Origin of the sequence: Simiduia aestuariiviva (assembly GCF_014192475.1) — a bacterium.
GTDB lineage: Bacteria > Pseudomonadota > Gammaproteobacteria > Pseudomonadales > Cellvibrionaceae > Simiduia > Simiduia aestuariiviva.
On the sequence record NZ_JACHXZ010000005.1, the window covers coordinates 41,852 to 58,526 of the forward strand.

Annotated in this window: 14 protein-coding genes; 5 read left to right on the top strand and 9 right to left on the bottom strand. The window is 44.9% G+C overall.

Annotated features, from left to right (window positions below; translation table 11 throughout):
* Positions 1-6: 6 nt before the first annotated feature.
* The 5 genes from FHS30_RS16215 to FHS30_RS16235 are packed head-to-tail and all read left to right on the top strand — an operon-like array spanning position 7 to position 6,349.
* A complete protein-coding gene (locus FHS30_RS16215; protein WP_183911576.1) occupies positions 7-1,533 on the top strand; it encodes a lipopolysaccharide biosynthesis protein in 1,527 nt (508 codons plus the stop codon).
* Complete coding sequence (locus tag FHS30_RS16220; RefSeq protein ID WP_183911577.1) at positions 1,526-2,428, top strand: glycosyltransferase family 2 protein; 903 nt, start codon at positions 1,526-1,528, stop codon at positions 2,426-2,428. The genes FHS30_RS16215 and FHS30_RS16220 overlap by 8 nt, the downstream gene beginning before the upstream one ends.
* A 22-nt stretch (positions 2,429-2,450) precedes the next feature.
* Positions 2,451-3,182, top strand: a complete 732-nt coding sequence (locus FHS30_RS16225; protein ID WP_183911578.1) for an aspartyl/asparaginyl beta-hydroxylase domain-containing protein — start codon at positions 2,451-2,453, stop codon at positions 3,180-3,182.
* A 12-nt stretch (positions 3,183-3,194) separates the two neighbouring features.
* A complete protein-coding gene (locus FHS30_RS16230; RefSeq protein ID WP_183911580.1) occupies positions 3,195-4,499 on the top strand; it encodes an O-antigen ligase family protein in 1,305 nt (434 codons plus the stop codon).
* Positions 4,500-4,513: 14 nt separating this feature from the next.
* Complete coding sequence (locus FHS30_RS16235; RefSeq protein WP_183911581.1) at positions 4,514-6,349, top strand: acyltransferase family protein; 1,836 nt, start codon at positions 4,514-4,516, stop codon at positions 6,347-6,349.
* Position 6,350: 1 nt separating this feature from the next.
* On the opposite strand, the gene FHS30_RS16240 is transcribed toward FHS30_RS16235, so the two are convergent.
* The 9 genes from FHS30_RS16240 to FHS30_RS16280 form a co-directional block, all read right to left on the bottom strand.
* The gene (locus FHS30_RS16240) at positions 6,351-7,391 is read right to left on the bottom strand and encodes a hypothetical protein (RefSeq protein WP_183911582.1); all 1,041 of its coding nucleotides are present in this window, start codon (positions 7,389-7,391) and stop codon (positions 6,351-6,353) included.
* Between the two features lie 148 nt (positions 7,392-7,539).
* A complete protein-coding gene (locus FHS30_RS16245; RefSeq protein WP_183911583.1) occupies positions 7,540-8,517 on the bottom strand; it encodes a glycosyltransferase family protein in 978 nt (325 codons plus the stop codon).
* 4 nt (positions 8,518-8,521) lie between these two features.
* The gene (locus tag FHS30_RS16250) at positions 8,522-9,583 is read right to left on the bottom strand and encodes a glycosyltransferase (protein ID WP_183911584.1); all 1,062 of its coding nucleotides are present in this window, start codon (positions 9,581-9,583) and stop codon (positions 8,522-8,524) included.
* On the bottom strand, positions 9,580-10,569 hold the full coding sequence (locus tag FHS30_RS16255) for a polysaccharide deacetylase family protein (RefSeq protein ID WP_183911585.1): 990 nt from the start codon (positions 10,567-10,569) through the stop codon (positions 9,580-9,582). Before FHS30_RS16255 ends, FHS30_RS16250 begins: the two co-directional genes overlap by 4 nt.
* A complete protein-coding gene (locus FHS30_RS16260; protein ID WP_183911586.1) occupies positions 10,566-11,462 on the bottom strand; it encodes a glycosyltransferase family 2 protein in 897 nt (298 codons plus the stop codon). Before FHS30_RS16260 ends, FHS30_RS16255 begins: the two co-directional genes overlap by 4 nt.
* On the bottom strand, positions 11,450-12,793 hold the full coding sequence (locus FHS30_RS16265) for a phenylacetate--CoA ligase family protein (protein WP_183911587.1): 1,344 nt from the start codon (positions 12,791-12,793) through the stop codon (positions 11,450-11,452). Before FHS30_RS16265 ends, FHS30_RS16260 begins: the two co-directional genes overlap by 13 nt.
* The gene (locus FHS30_RS16270; protein ID WP_183911588.1) at positions 12,787-13,920 is read right to left on the bottom strand and encodes a glycosyltransferase; all 1,134 of its coding nucleotides are present in this window, start codon (positions 13,918-13,920) and stop codon (positions 12,787-12,789) included. The genes FHS30_RS16265 and FHS30_RS16270 overlap by 7 nt, the downstream gene beginning before the upstream one ends.
* A 5-nt stretch (positions 13,921-13,925) precedes the next feature.
* Positions 13,926-15,071, bottom strand: coding sequence for a glycosyltransferase family 2 protein (locus FHS30_RS16275; protein ID WP_183911589.1), 1,146 nt, complete (start codon positions 15,069-15,071; stop codon positions 13,926-13,928).
* Positions 15,068-16,525 (bottom strand): exosortase/archaeosortase family protein, encoded by a 1,458-nt coding sequence (locus FHS30_RS16280; protein ID WP_183911590.1) that lies wholly within the window; start codon positions 16,523-16,525, stop codon positions 15,068-15,070. Before FHS30_RS16280 ends, FHS30_RS16275 begins: the two co-directional genes overlap by 4 nt.
* Positions 16,526-16,675 lie beyond the last annotated feature (150 nt).

Genomic DNA, 16,675 nt, shown 5'->3' on the forward strand with positions numbered 1-16,675 from the left:
TGTATTTTGAAGCGTTTATCATTATTAGTAAAAGGTTCTGCACTGCGTGGTCTCGAATCTATCGTGGCTATTGCATGTGGATTTATTACGCTGCCCATAATGCTTAACGGTCTTGGCAAAGATATGTATGGCCTATGGGTGTTGCTTAGTAGTTTCACGGCGATGATGTACCTTTTCGATCTGGGATTTGCATCGGCAGTTACGCGCAATATCACTCTTGCAATATCGAAGAAAGATTCGGCCGGCGCAAATAAAGTTATCAACAGTGCGCTACTAATATATTCATGTATAAGCCTCTTAATCATAACTTTCATAATTATTGCAGCAACGAGCTATACACCTGAATTGGTTTCTGGTGTATCTGAAAATGACTATCAATTGGTTTTGTGTCTTATTGGGTTTGGCTTGGCATTAGATTTTCCTTCTAAGGCATTTGCAGGAATTTTTTCAGCGCACTATAGATACGATATACAGTCAACCTACAAGATCATTTTTAAGTTGGTTCATACTGGATTGTTGATATTTTTAATAAGTGCTGACTACAAGATCGTGGCAGTCGCTACATTAACAGCGAGCCTAAGCCTGCTCGATACGATTGTTTTTGTAGTAATGTCAAAGTACGTTTTTCGTGAGATGAAAATATCAACGATTTTTATAGATAAATTTCAAATATTGGATCTTTATCGGTTTAGTGTTTGGGCACTAGTCATCGATGTTGGCAGTATGGCGAGATCCAGAATGGATCTATTTTTCATTGGGTCTTTTGTTTCTTACACCGCAGTATCTATCTACTATATTCCGGTTCGATTAGTGGACTATTCTCTGCAGATGCTATATAGGGTTTTGGGGATCACATTGCCGATCTTTGCTACGCATGTTTCGGATAAAAGTAAATCTTCACTCGTGGCTGACGTATTAATTATTGGAAGAATAAACGCCTATTTTTCTGCGGTAACCATCGCATTCTATCTTTTCTTTGGGAAAATCCTTTTGAGCCTGTGGATGGGTGAAGATTATGACTCAGAGACGGGATACATCATATTGCTAATTCTTATTGTCGGGCGTCTATCTATGTTAGTGAACGATCCGTTAAATAATTGCCTGTATGCCTACGGTAAACACGCACTGCTGGCAGCTATTACAGTTTTTGAAATATCGCTGATGCTTGCTGGGCTAGTGTTTAGTAGCATGATTCTAGAGGCTAATGTAATTGCTATCGCGCTAAGCATGTCCATACCACTTATTCTTTCTCGGCTGATTTTTTATCCGATACTAGCGATAAGGAAGCTGGAAATATCAGATGGCTTTCGGTTAATGGTGCTAGTTTATAGACCCCTTTTGGTTGTACTTCCTCTGATTCCGCTGCAACTGTATGTCGCGTCACTGAATGGCGGAGTGTGGGTCAGTTCTGTCATAGCCGCCATTTCTGTTTCTGCTGTGTTCTTGCTATACATGTTTATAGAAATTAAAGACCGAGAAAAAAATATTATTCTAAAGCTCCTAAGCTTAGTTGGGTGGAGACGAAATGAATAACTCGAAAAGTAGCCCGTTAGTTTCCATTGTAGTAATCGCTTACAATCTGGAAAGTCTGATATCAGATGCAATTGAGAGTTGTCTCTCGCAGTCGTACTCTAACATTGAAATAATTGTGGTAGATGATGGCTCAACGGATAGAACGCAAGATGTTATAAAGCGATTTGATGATGTTACGCTAGTTAGACAATTGAATAGTGGTGGATGTTCGAGTCCAAGAAATACTGGTTTGCAAGCTGCAAATGGTGAATTTGTGTGTTTTTTGGATGGAGACGACAAGTATCATCCCGATAAGATAGTTAGGCAGGTCTCATTACTTTCTAAGTTTGAACAATGTGGGCTGGTCGTATCAAATTACATGAATTTCGGTGCTGTAGAGGAGTCTATCGATCACTTCTCTACTTGCAGAAACATTAGTAGTCTTACATTTACTGATGGTTGGTGTGTGCTTGATGCGTCCAAAGCACTGGATATACTCATCGACGAAAATTTTACTATAGCGGGAACACCATTATACAGAAGATCGCTTTTAGGTAAGGTGGGTGGTTTCGACGAGAACCTACGCGCCTGTGAGGATTATGAACATATTTACAGATGTATGCTGGCTAGCCCCATCGTAATTGACGACCAGGTTGCCATGCATAGGCGTATGCATAATGCCAATCTGTCATCAAACACCCTAAGAATGCTTATTAATTATGTAAGGTCGCGTAAAAAGTTAAGCGCATTGGACTCTGATCTTAATAGATCAAAGCGGCTGGAGCGTAAAGCGCAACAATACCTGGTGTCGCTAATTAGGCAGGCGGCCAGAAGCGGAAGCATATACAGCATATTCAGTGGTATATATTCTTATTGGCGTGCAGGGTCATGTCATATAGAGACAGAAAGAATGTAATTTAGAAAGTTTGGGTATCAATATGAAAATGTTTTTAGATTTGACTGATGGTCTACCGTTTAAAATAGATTTAGAGGCGTTAAAACAGGATTTAAAGCTTCTGGATCAAGAGAAGTGGATTGGTCACTACGATGTTCAGTTGGCTGATGGTTGGACGACCATACCTTTGGTGTCGCACGATGGGACTTCTGACAGAATTGAATCGCAGCGACTTGGTACTTGGGGGCAATATCGCCGTACAGAATATGCTGAGAAGCTGCCTGCCTTCAAGGCCTTGCTAGATAAATTTGATTGTCCACATGGTCGAATCCGAATCATGAAGCTTATGCCTGGGAGTATAATTAAGGCCCACAGAGACACTTACGCCGAGGTCTCAGACTATGCTTTTGGTCAGGTGCGGTTGCATATTCCAATTGTTACTAATCCAGATGTTAGATTTGTGGTGGCCGGTAAAGATATTCGTATGAATGAAGGTCGGCTTTATTATGTTAATTTTTCAAAAGTTCACCACGTCGAAAACAATGGCGATGAGCCTAGAACCCACTTAGTTCTTGATCTAAAACTAAATGAATTTTTAAGGGGGGTATTTCCAAAAGATACTGCTTGGGGAGTAATATGTTCTGCTTGCACTAGAGCTCTATATCCAAGCTTTCTCTGGCTTCCGCTTAGACTCAAGACTCGAATAATTACTATCTTTTGGAAATACTATAATGATTCAATCTTCCAAAGGTTTAAGAAGAATATATTTCGATGAAGGCCAACTTAAATGAATCTTTCTAAGATGAATTCTTCGTCAAATGGTGCGTGGGGGCAGGTGATTCAGGTTGGTAACGTCTCATTTGGCGCATTTATCACGGGTTTATATCTTTTTTGTTGGTTTGTTCAGATTAATTCAAGAGTATCAATTTTAGAGATAGTGAGATTCGAATTTACTCTTGGTGTTCTATGCATTTTGTGCAGTATTCCGAGGGTTTTTCAATCTAGTTCCAAGGTTTTCGATGCCAAATTTATTGCACCCGTCTCTCTATATGTATTTGTAATTACGTTGTATGTAATTTTTTCTATGGATGTTGACCGATCTTTAGACATTTATATAGATCGATTTGTTAAATTTTCAATTGTCGCAATCTTAGTGTCGGTAAATGTACGAAGTGTCGATGATTTAAAGTGTATTCTATATTTTATGTTGCTGGCTTGGTTAAGGCTTGGTTATGAATCATCAGTTGGTTGGCTTACAGGTTCTCTAGTTTGGCAAAATCAAGGAATAATGAGGTTGCATGGATCTACAACGAATTATGCTCATCCTAATTCTTTGGCTGGATTTTCTGTTACCAGCTTGATATTTGGTGTGTTCTTTTACCGGTTTGTTGATTCAAGACTAGTGAAATGGCTTTCAGCATTCCTTATTCTTTTCTCAGTAATTGGCATAGTCTTTAGTGGGTCGCGTACTGGGTACGTTGCTACATTTATTACATCTATATTCATGGTTAAAAACTTAAATCTTGGCGTAAATAAGCTGATTGTGTTGTTTGTTATAGTTTTCACGGCTTTGGTTTCATTTGTTCCTGTAGACTATTATGAGCGTGTTGGAACTATATTTACGCAGGAAGAGAAGGCTGGGCGTTCTACAGAAAAAAGAATTGAAATTCTTGAGGATGCTTGGTTTGTTTTTAAGGCGCACCCTTTGGGGGTCGGTGTTGGGGCATTCCCCTCTGTTAGAAATACGTATTTTGGGCGAAGCCAGGATACGCATAATCTGTACTTAGAATTGCTAACCAATATTGGCGTGCTTGGGTTTTTAATTTTTTTGTGGTTAATCTTTCGGATATATAAACTTGCTACAAGGTTGCAAGGACTATACGAGGCCGATAAAACACCGAATGGAAGATTTTTGTACGCACTTATTCTTTCATTAAAAGGCTATCTCATCGCTAGGCTTGCATTGGGATGTTTTGGTATGGATTTGTACGAAATATATTGGTGGGTAGTCTTGGGATTTGTCGCAGCATGTAATACAAAATTTAGTGATTGTCTAAATCAAAATTCAACTATGTTAAGTGGCGCAAGGTAATCGGAATCAACTATATGGGTCTCATTCGCTTAGATATTCAGGTACTTAGGGGGCTGGCGGTAATTTTTGTACTGCTTTTTCATATGTTTCCAAGTTTGTTTCCTGGCGGTTATCTTGGAGTTGATATTTTCTTTGTTCTCAGCGGGTACCTGATGGCAAAGTTGTATCCATTGGGATCTGTAGGGATCAAATCTGCATTGCAATTTTACAGGCGTAGGCTTGCTCGTCTATTGCCTGCTTATTTAGTTGTTGTGTTCGTAACAGTTCTAGCCTTCTCAGCTATCGTGCTTCCTCATGAAAGGCTCGAGATAATTTTTCAGGCAATATATTCATTGGCTGTTCTTCCAAATGTATATTTTTGGTTTGGCGAATCGTATTTTAGTGATATTGCATTTCGGCCATTGCTCCATCTTTGGTCATTAGGTGTCGAGATGCAGTTTTATATATTGGTCCCTTGTATTGTATATTTTGCATCGAAATGGAAAGGTGCACCGATTTTTATATTTGCTATTTCCTTCATCCTTTGTTGGGCTCTGATTGAGTTGTCCGCTAAAACTGCATTCTTTATGATGCCAGCTAGAATCTGGGAATTTATGGCAGGCTATATAGTGGCTAGCTATGTTATTGCACCGCATAGCACTAAAAAGTTGCTGTGTTTGCAGTTGCTCTGTTGGATTTTTCTGCTCACTATTCCATTTACTGCAGTTGATGTGGCTGGCCACCCAGGGTGGTATGCGCTGGCAACGTGCATGGCAACCGCGCTTATATTGATTAAAGATAATTCAAGCTTTATGAGCAGAAAGCCGCACTATGAGGCGTTAGGTGTGGTCGGGGATTATTCGTATTCTATCTATTTGGTTCACTACCCAGTACTTTATTTTATTCAATACCGTGCATTTGATACCCAGCCATATATAAGCGGTGGAGTATATAGTCTTGTCGCCTTCTTAATAGTTACATGGCTGCTGTCCTATATTTCCCGAAATTTTGTTGAGTTAAGTCGGTTGCGGCATTTTTCATTGAATCATTTAGCATCTTTAATGTTGGTAGGGCTACTATTTGGCGCTGGTCTCTTTTACTCGCATGAAAGGGTATATGGTGGAATGTACTCAAATGTGATTACAAACATTTCATATTCAGTACTCGATAGGGCGCAATGGCGTTGCGGAAAATTTGCAAAACTCGTCAGGTATTTTAATCAAGACGAGATTGCATGTAAGGTCGATAACGATAACGATAACGATAACGATGGCGGTAGCTCATCTATCTTGCTGGTCGGAGACAGTCATGCGGATGCAATTAAAACTGTTTTATCTGACGTCGCGTCCAGCTACGATGCTAGTCTTTATTTAATGGTTGAAAGTTGTAATTTAGGAAGTGGTGATTGCAGTGTCTCCAGTGTGTTGAGCTACGTAAAAAATAAATCGGTTGGAAAGTTGATTTTACATGACCTCTATTACAATATGAATGCTGATGCGATAGCCGCGCTATTAAGTTCGAAGCCGAGCAATGTTGAAGTTTACTACATATCTCCTGTACCGATTTGGGATTCAAGTGTTCCAAAGTATCTATTAGAAAATGAGCGTGGAAAATTAGATTCTGAATTTGTTAAAACTATTGAAGATTACACGAATTTTTATAAGGAGTTTACTTCGGTGCTAGAACGTCTAGAAAATCAGGGGTTGAGGGTTATTCCTATTGGCGATGTTTTTTGTACGCCTATTTGCCAACTATTAAGTGACGATAGTAAGCCGCTATATTTCGATAATCACCACCTTACACTAACAGGTGCTGCGATGCTTGATCGAAAATTTCATAAGGAAATATTTGGACCATCCGAAATCAAGTAGCCTAACTTTCAGGCATATTGATTCTGGGGATTTCGAAAGATCCTGAGGTGTTTCCGTTCTTGTCTATCAAATAGAGATAAACCTTTTCGCCCTTAAGTATTTCTAAGTTTCTAGGCGTGAATGATATTGTGGTTGGGTTCCATGCCGATTTTGGTGTGAATTGGATTACCTTTTTGGTGCAGTCGCTGTAATTGGGCGTGTCACAAGCCTCTATTCTTGCAGGGGTTGTGGCAATGTATACATCATCGAACAATGCTTTTGCTGTCGACGCAAATCCTTGTGCCATGTGCCCAATTCGCAGGTCTTGCCATTTGCCATCGACGTAAGAGGTTCTATAGTCATTGGTATCAATGCCGAGCTTTCCATTTAATCTTACTTGAATTATTCCATTTGACTCAGTGTATGGAGAATTTAGCTTGGCAAAAAATTCCCATCGTTGAAATTGATCAGCTGTGTTATCCCAAGTCCATCCGGCACTATTGATATTGCTTCTTTTTTCATATGGAACATCAGCATCTCCAACATTATTGTAGACACCCCAGCGACTTCCTCCAGCTTCGACAATAGGCATTAATTGAGGAAAATTACCAGTAGTACCATACAGATAAAATTGCTTGTGATTTGATGTTTCTGGATTGTAATCTCCAGTCATTTTCCGCCAATAGCTAATGTAGATTGTGTCAAATGCGGGCTTGCCTGCCCATCCAAACGCCCTGATGGTGTATTCATCTATCGACCAGTCCACTACAAGTGATTTGGATCCGCTGACCGAATCTTCATCGACTACGCGTATTCCTAATCCGTCGTAGTTATAAATTGTTGACCAAGTATTGCCGATTGCATCAAGCTTTGTATTTATTTTCGACTCTAGGGGGTGGTGCTCAAAATCATCCCACGAAAGAATTTCCCCACCGAAATCTCCAAAGTCAGTTCCAGTTATTGTATAGGTGTCATCAGCTCGAGCGACATCCAAGATCGCAGGAGCTGCCAAACTAATGGTAGAGCTTAGGCTAAGGCCGGCGGTTAAGAGGAATTTATGCATGTGGTTATTTCCGAGACTCATTTAATGAAACCAGTATAGTTCGACTCTTAATATATTTCGTGGCCTGATTCACAGCGAATGCAAGAATATATCGTTTGTGATATAGCGTTTGATCATAACGATGCCAATAATATACGCTTTTCAATTTTTAAGTGCGTAAGGTATTTATAACTACATTTTTTATATGATCAATTCGGCTTTCTTGTTGCTTTATAATGTATTTTTTTGCCTTTATAGCTTTTTCATATATTGAAATTCTATCGATAGCTGTAATTTTTTTAGTGATTTTAATGATGTCTTCCTGGTCGCTTTTTGTATAGTAAACATGATTTTCAAATACTTCAAAGATGGCTGTAGTTGGGGTAGTGATGACAGGAACTTCAGCAGCGACTCCCTCATAAATCCCACAAAGAACACACATCTCTCGGTCGGTTAAATCTATCACAGCTGTTGCTGAGGCGAGAGTTTCTTCGTATTCTTTTCTGGTTATGAATCCGCAAAGGATAATATTGTCCGGTAAGTTTTCGATATATGCTTTTGAGAGTTTCTTGGTGTAATTGCCAGATATTTTTAAGGTACAGTCTGGCATGTTTCTGAAGGCGTCTATCACAGTGCCATAGGGTTCATCATCGGACCAGGAGCAGATTAGAAAAAAATGGTTTCCAGGGGTGAAGTTATTGCTGGTAGGAAATGAAGGCAGAGGGTCCGGCATGATTACCGGTTTTCCGCCGTTTTCACTAACATAGGTGGATATCTGTGAGTTTGTAACAATAGTTAAGTCTGCTCTATTGAATAACCATTTACACAAAGCGTTAAGGATTTTCGACCTCCCTTCAAGAGGAAATATTCCCGCATTGTGGGCGTCTATGATGACCTTTTTTCCTAAAGGTTTGGCAACAGCTATGGCTAAAGTGCATAGCACTATACTTGGGTTTTGAACAAATATAACTTCGATGTTCCGATTGAGCAGTATAGGTAGGGTTTTTATGGTTAGGTATGCGTATTTGAGTAATCTTGGTTTGTTGGATATTAGTTGATGCAGTTGTACACCAAGAGCTTTGGCCATGCTTATGTTTCTAGGTTGATATTCCCAGGTTATCCATGCAGATTTGGCAGAGAGCGACATCTAGCTAGGCTTCCTTGTAGAGTAAATAATATTGTTTTGCCATTGATGATCCGCTGAATAGTTCAGAAATATTTTCTCTCGCAGCAATAATTTCTGATATCGGGGCTTTCAGTGCTGATTCGATCGCGTACTCAAACGCATCGTGGCTAAAATCAAATAGAATGGGGTTGCTATATAATTTGTTTAAAAGGGTTTTGTTTCCATTAATATTACTTGCTATTACTCTTTTGTTGAAGGCCGCTGCCTCAAGTAAGCTTATTGGCATTCCTTCGGTGGTTGAGCAGTTAATATAGATATCGATAGAGTCGAAAAATTCAGCAATGTTTTTTGTGAAAGGTAAAATTGAAACAGTGTCAGTTATTTGCAGTTTCTCGATCTGTTCTTGCAGCGACGATTGAAGCGACCCTTCACCATGTATTTTACATTTTATTTTCAAATTTTTGCTCTTCAAGTGATGCATGGCATCTATGAGGAAAGAATAGTTTTTTTCTTGAGATAGTCTTCCCAGTGTTCCGATCGTGATTACCTTTGTGGGGTTTGTTGGTGCTGGGCTATTGTTGTTCTTAGGTATGTTGATACCGTTAAATATTACCCTTCTGGCTTTTGATGCTCTATTTTGCGTGGTGACATGGACAATTTTATCAAATCGAAACCTTAGCATCCTATCTGCAAATTGAAACAGTGTGATCTTGTTTGGTCCTGAGCTCTTTGTTTCCCCATGTATTGTAGCGACTAGCTGATAATTCGTAGGTCTTATTGTGAGTAGCGCAAGCAAAATATTAAATTTATACCCATGTGAATGAAATACATCAAACTTCATTGGTTCCAAGTGCTTAAGCAGATTTTTACAGCCTGATAGATTCAATCCTGGCTTCATTCGCCACGGCAAACAGGGAACGCCTTCTTTTTCACACGCAATTTCCAGCGCTTTGGGCGGCTCGTCGATAACGCCGCAGCTGACAATTAGTGGTTCCAGCCCCAGTTTTATCTGCTCCTTGCAAAGCGTTAATAGCATTTTTTCTGCGCCGTATAACCCACCGCTGTCAATGAAGTGCGCGACTTTCATACGTGTTGCCCTGTTGGGTTGCCATCGCGGGTGATGCCATTCACCAGTCGTTTAAATAACTTAAATGATTTGGGCGCTGCCCAGCGGCCTTGATGCATCGGATTGGTTGCTTGGGCGTTAGCGGGGTAGGCGACCAATCCGAATTGGTAACCACATTCATTGCTGGCGTCTTCAACGGTTTTTGAAATATCTTTGGTCATACCATTGGGGTAGCAAATGCCGTTTACCGTTATCCCCAATTCTTTTTCTATACGCATTTTCGAGGTGGTCAATTCGTTGGCTAAATCTTTGTGATCTAGGCTACTGAGTATTCTGTGGCTCACAGTATGGCTGCCAACGATTAAGCCCTGATTTTGCATGTCGCGTAAGTTATCCCAGGTTACCGCATTAAACGGTGCAGTCGGTTTCGCTTCTGTGGAAACCTGAAGCCTGCCAGCCAACTGTTTTATATAGTCTATGCGCGCGTCACTGGCGAGTGTTAAGCAGTGGCTGGCGATGGTGTTCCAGGTTTTTGGGAGGTCGGCTTTCGCTAGCGGCAACGTGGGCAGGTGTTTGTCAGATACGGTGGCTAGCGGCGTTTCCCAGAGTATGTGTCTCAGTAGGTCTGGCCATAGCCAGCATTGGTTATCGACAAACCCGGTGGTGACGTACAGGCTGGCCGGTAACTCGTACTTTTTAAGCAGGGGCCAGGCAGTGTCATAAAAGTCTGCATGGCCGTCGTCAAATGTAATGGCTATGGCATTTTTGTCGTTTTTCCCCGCGATACGATTGGCAATCAGTTGTTCAACAGGTTGGACGTTAAAGTGCGCTTTGAGGTAATCCAACTGCCGCTCAAACTCGCTCGGGGTTATGGCGGGCACTTGTGGGTGGTCAATAATGCGATGGTACATAAGGATCTTTGGGTTGTCGCGCGCTATGTAGCGTGCTACCCGAAAGCCGCCAACCGATTCCATGGCATTGAAGACTGTATCCTTGAGTTTTTTCATGGTCGTCTTAACGCTAGTTTTATGAGCGATTTCCAGCCGTACCAATAGCCAGGTGCGGTTGATATGCCCTTAAGTATGCACATTAGCGGTTCTTTTACTGTGCCTTCTTGGCGGGCAATGATGTTGCCCTTGCCGATATGCATATCGGCCCACGCCTGTTGTAGCGCCTTGGAATTTAGCTGACTTTGAAAGCGGCTGGCAAACTTAGTGAGAATGCGGAACGCGTGATCATAGCGGCCTCGATAGTTGGTCGACATTTGGCCTGACCATTCGCGGTATACATAGGTTTTGTCGGTCACATAATCAAATTCCCAATCGAGGGAGTAGCGCAGCCACAAGTCCCAGTCTATGCCCATGCGAAAGTCTTCGTCGAACATGCCGTTTTGGGACACGCATTGCCGACGGATTACCGCCGTGCCGAAGGGAACAAAATTTTTATACAGGAGCCTGTTAGTCACTTTGCCGCGATAGCGCGTGTACGCTGGCGGCTTATCGTAGCGCGCGTTGTGCTCATCAATATGGCTCACTTCGCTGTACACGACGCCGGTACGCAGGTTGTTAAACAGCGGCATTTGTTTTTCGAGCTTGAAGGGTTCCCACAGATCATCTGCATCACAAAACGCAATAAACTCACCCTGTGCATTGCGCACGCCGCAGTTTTTTGCTTTGGGTTGCCCTTGGTTTTCATTGCGAATATAGCGTACGCGTTCCGATCCCTCATAGGCTTTCATTACCTCGGGCGTGTCATCGGTAGAGCCGTCATCCACTACGATGATCTCGAGGTTTTGCCATGTTTGGGATTGTATGGAATCGATCGCCTGCGGCAAGTATTGCGCCATGTTGTAGGTGGCGATGACAACGCTCACTAATGGCTGGGGTTTTATATTCGACATATTGAGAACCTGTATTTGCCGGACGCCTCTTGGGGAATGCGGTCTACGTCTTGAATGGTGAGTTTGACATCCTGCGGAAACACGGTGCGAAACTCTTCGAGGAGTGCTTGATCCGTTGTCGAAGAAAATTCGCTGCCTTTCACGCGCTTAATGTGTATTTCATGTAGGCAGTCTTGTACCAATTGCATCTGTGCAACGCCGGGCACTTTGGTGAGCGTGCGTTCTACCAGTGACACGCCGGCCACTTGGCCACCATCGGGTTTCTTTAAAAAATCTGCTACGCGCCCCTCTAAGCGTTCAAGTAAGGGGGTAGTGCGCCCACAGCTGCATTGGCGGCTAGCAAGTACGCCCACGTCTTCTACGCGGTAGCGTAACAGTGGCATGCCGTAATTGTTCAAGTCGGTCACCACCAGCTTGCCGGCAGTGCCGGGTTCGCAGGGCTGGTTATTACCGTCGATGCTTTCGAGAATGACGTGGTGGGCGTTGATGTGCATACCCTTGTGTTGCTCGCACTCCACGGCAATTAGCCCCACTTCTTCGCAGCCGTAGCGATTGGTCACCGCACATCCGCACGCTTGCTCTATGGCGGCGCGTTCATGCTGTAACAACATCATAGAGGTGGCCACGATGCCGGTGGGTCGAATATCGGTTATGCCATTGTTCAATAAAAATTGTGCGAATATAAAGATGGAGTGGGCGTGACCAAAAATGACCTGTGGTTTAAACGTGCGCCATGCTTCAACAAAGGCACTCATGGAGCGCGCATTTAAATCCATGGTATCTAAATAGAGGGTGCGGTCTAACAATTGTGCACGCAATTTAGCCTTGGCGGTGCTGGGCTTTGGTGGGTTGCCCCACACCGCGGCCACACGATCACCTATGTTCCAGCCGGCGAGGTTGTCGGCAAACATTTGTGCACCATTGCGCAAAGCTTGGCACCGTTCATCAAAATACAGGTTGAGCGAAACACCGGTTGAGCCGCCCGTCTTAGCGGTGTTCAGTTCGGCCTTGTTGTAGTTCTTTGCGATGAATGCATCGGTATTGTCGCGTATGTGGGCCTTGGTGGTAATGGGCAGGCGCCGCAGGTCATCGAGCGTCCAATGAATGTCTGGCGAATATCCAGCTTGTGCCAGTTGCGGTTGGTACCAGCGACTGTTGGCCCAGCAATGTTGCAACAGCGCGTTCAGGCGCTGTTCTTGATGTGCAGTGAGCGCGGCCGCGCTTAGGGTTTGCTGTTGTTTGAGTGCGTTGTATTCCCGTACCCGAACGCCGCCCTCTTTGCGATCCCAGACGTGGTAGGCAAGTTTGCCAACCCATTGGCTATTTAGCATGGGGCTTTCTCCGTGCGCACTGAATCGGCGGGGGCTTGGTCATAGGCCGCCAGGTGTTTGGCAATCATGTTGGCCATTGTAAAGTCTGCCGCAATGCGCGCTTTATTGCGTTCGCTAAATTGCGTTTTTAGGGTTGGGTTTTGATGCAGGGTTTGTATGGCCTGCGCGAGTTCCGCGACGTCACCCTTCTCAATCAGCATGCCGTTGTGTTGGTGCTGTATGAGTTCGGGATTGCCACCTACCCGTGTCGCAACCACGGGCAAGCCCGCCTGCATGTATTCCATTAGCGTATTGGATAGGCCTTCCGATTCACTCACGAGCAGGCCTATGTCTGCTTGGGACAATAGCTGCCTTGGTTCGTTGACGGAGCCGAGCCAGTGAATATGCGACGCCAATTGTTGGGCGGCGATGTGGTTGTGTATGCTGGCCACGTAGGCGCTGTCCTGTGGTTCGCCCACCAGCGCCAGCTCTACCGCTATGCCTTGCGCGTGTAGCGCCGCAACGGCGTTAACGGCATCGAGCGTGCGCTTTACGGGCTTTATGTTGGCGACCAAAATCAGCTTTATCGCATTCGTATCGTTAAATATTGGCTGGGTGCCGGTTGCTGATGGTGTGAAGTCATCTAACCCGTTGTAGATCACTTTACTTTGAGTGGCTGGTAACCGTTCCTGTTGTGATACGTGTTGTGCAACCGCGCGTGAATTTGAAATGACCGTGTCTGTTCTGCGGCGAACCATGCGATACAGCCAAGCCGGTTTGCCCCGATAAATTAAACCCATGTCGCGCCGAGAGGTTATGACCTTTAGCCGAGCATGTTTAAGCAAAAGCGGGGCTAGCAAGCAGCTTTCGGGTAGCCAGGCATGCAGTACATCCACTTGATCTTGTATCAGTTGGCGTCGAAACCGTAACAGCGTTTGCAGTGTTTTGGGTCGTGCCACGTGATGGATATCTAGATCGACAATCGGGCAGGGGAATGACGTGAGCGTTTCGGTGAACGGCGTGTGCCGCAAAACCACTAATTTGACGCGGTGGCCTTGTTGGCACAACCCCGAGACAAGCTTGTATATTTGCCGCTCGCTGCCCGCGGCAATGCTGTGAAGTGCATCTACTAGTATTACGATGTTCACAGTCGTTAGCCTACCCGAGGTTTCCAGATGACAATTTTCTCGCCTTTCACGAAGTTGATAAACGCTAGCATGGCGGCGAAGTTAATGAGGCAGAAATAATTGGCAAGGCCTAGCCATCGATTGCTAGAGCCTGTTGTGCCCGCATAGACTGCGGCAACATAAAATGCCAACTGGCCAAAAAACGCCGCGCTGTAGAAAAGACTTTGGCCGCTTAGAAGCGCGGCGGTTATAAATGCGACAATGAGTGGTAGAAAGGCCAGATAGCGCAGTAATTTATGTGACACTAACTGCAGGCTGAAAATTCCGAATCGCTTAGGATTAAAGAGGTGTCGCATATCCCAGAGTGCCCAGTAAGCGCGAAGGGAAACGCGCACTCGCATTCTGAATTCTGAGTCGGCACTGTTGAGTGCTTCTTCATTGAGTAGGGCCTCGGGACAGTAACCCACACGCTTACCTTGACTCACCACTTTTAATGGCAATACGAAATCGGGTAGTTGGTCGGCGTTCATGGGCTGATAGAGTTCGGTGCGAATAGCGTCGATGCCGCCGTCGACGCCTACAACGGACCCTGTGTGGGTCTCTAAACTGCGCAAGTGATTTTCGTATTTCATATAGGCGCTGCAGCCATCGCCAACAAGCGAACCATCGCTGTTGGTGTACACCATTTTGCCGGTCACGTAACCAATGCTTTGATCGTTGAAACACTGCGTGAGTTGCTTAATGGCGTCTGGGGCATAGTGGCTGTTGGCATCTGAGAAAACCACAATCTCACTGCTCACTTGTTGCATGGCTAGATTAAGACCGGCGGTTTTTCCTTGGCGCGGCACTTGGCGCAATAACTGCACATTGGGGTGCTGCTCGGCGATGCGCTGGACGATCTCATCGGTGTCATCTTCGGATTCATCAGAGACCACAATGATTTGCAGTTTATCGGCGGGGTAATCTTGCGCCAATTTATTGGTAACTGTGGCCTCTATGTGATCGGCCTCGTTATACGCGGGAATGATCACCGTAACGCTGGGGTAAATCTCTTCAGCGCCAGCTGGTACAGGTGCGGGTTTACTGCGTGGCAAAAACCGAAGTAGCAGCGGATAGCCTAGGTAGATGTACAGCAGTAACAACGCCGAAATCCAAAACAGTAATTGCATCATTGAGCCTGCAGTAATTCGTTGAGTGTGTGTGCGATGGGCGTTAATTGTGCCAGCGCGTTGCTGCATTCTTGCTGTTGGCAGCGCTGGCGCAATGTGATCAACACAAATTCGTTGTCATTCGCGAGCAAAGCGGGAATTTGTAATAGCTTGGCCTTGGCCTTAGACGCGGTAGTCAAGCCACCCACCATGAACCATTGCAATTGTGCAATTCTAATCTGGCTGCCTTTAGCGCGCAGAACAAATGCGCTTGATGAGACAGGTAGTTGATGAGTTGTGATTGCGGGCGCCACGGACCAAGCTTCTTTGTTGTAAAGGTCGCCAAGATAGGGCACTAGTTTTTGCCCTTTGCTGGTGCGCTGGGACACGCTGACGGTGAGTACTGCGCCAGCGCTGACTTGGTAATAGTGGGTACTGCCGAGGTTGTCGCCATGCTCTGCGCGCAATTGATCCGGTGCGTAGTTCAGGGGTTGGAAAGGGAGTATAGGGTTAAGCGTTGGTTGCACGTTTGGCGTGGGCAGCAACCAGTAGATCAAGGGGCCGGCACTCAATAAGATCGCGGCCACTCCGTAGTGGTGCAGCTTGGGGCGAGCGATTGGCGAATCGAGATGGGTATTTTGTGGTTTAGTTACGGGTGCAAAATACATGGCGGGAAAGCATATGGCCGCGAACAGTAGCCAGCCAAACATGTCGTGCTCTTGCATGAGCGAGCTTTCCATTTCGGTAAAGTAGCCCACCAAAATTAAAATAAATATCCGCAGCCAATTGCTGATGAGCGCCAATACTGCGGCTACGGCTAAGATCGCTACGTAGCCACGCTCTGTGTAGCCGTTTAAGTAGCTAATAAGGTAACCCATGGCGAGCGCAATTATAAAATAGCGCAGGCCTGAGCAGCCGTCGGCAATAACGATGTGCCCATAAGGGATGAAAATGCTGCTGCCATCTATCACTGCGGGAATGTTGATGAGGCGCACCATTTCGCCCACCATCAACCCGCTTAAGTTAACCAGGGGGCCATTCAAATGCTCCCACAGGGTGATGGAAAAAATAGGCAGGGCAAGTAAAAAGCGGTGGCGCCACGCGGAGCGCAATCCAAAAACATGCCCGATGGCGAGGGCAAGACAAGCTATTAGCGTTAGCTCTGCCAATAAGTTGATATCGAGCAAGGCAAATATGGCCCAGCAGCATGAGGCGCCCGCGAGCATGATGCCGGTAAGCACGCGTTCTCGCGCGGTACTGTTGCTGTTAAAGGGCAGCGCTTTGTAAAGCAGATAGGCAAATATGGCAATGAGTAAAAAACCGTGCGATAGCCCTTCTGTCCATTGCGACCATTTGTGGCTTAGGCTGGCAAAGGTGGGCGAAAATAGCACGGGAAAGGCAACAAGCAGTGCCAGAGGCGCTAGGTCGAGCAACGACTTTTGGGGCGGCTCAGTACAAGCCGTGATCTTAACTTCCATGTGATTAGCCAGGCTAAATTGACGCGTAATTCTACCGGAAAATCTGGGCGAGTGACAGGTGGTACGCACGTAGGTGATTGAGCTACAGCGCACGGGATTTGACGTTGCCCCATAAAAAAACGCCGGTGGGTACGACCCAGCCGGCGTTTA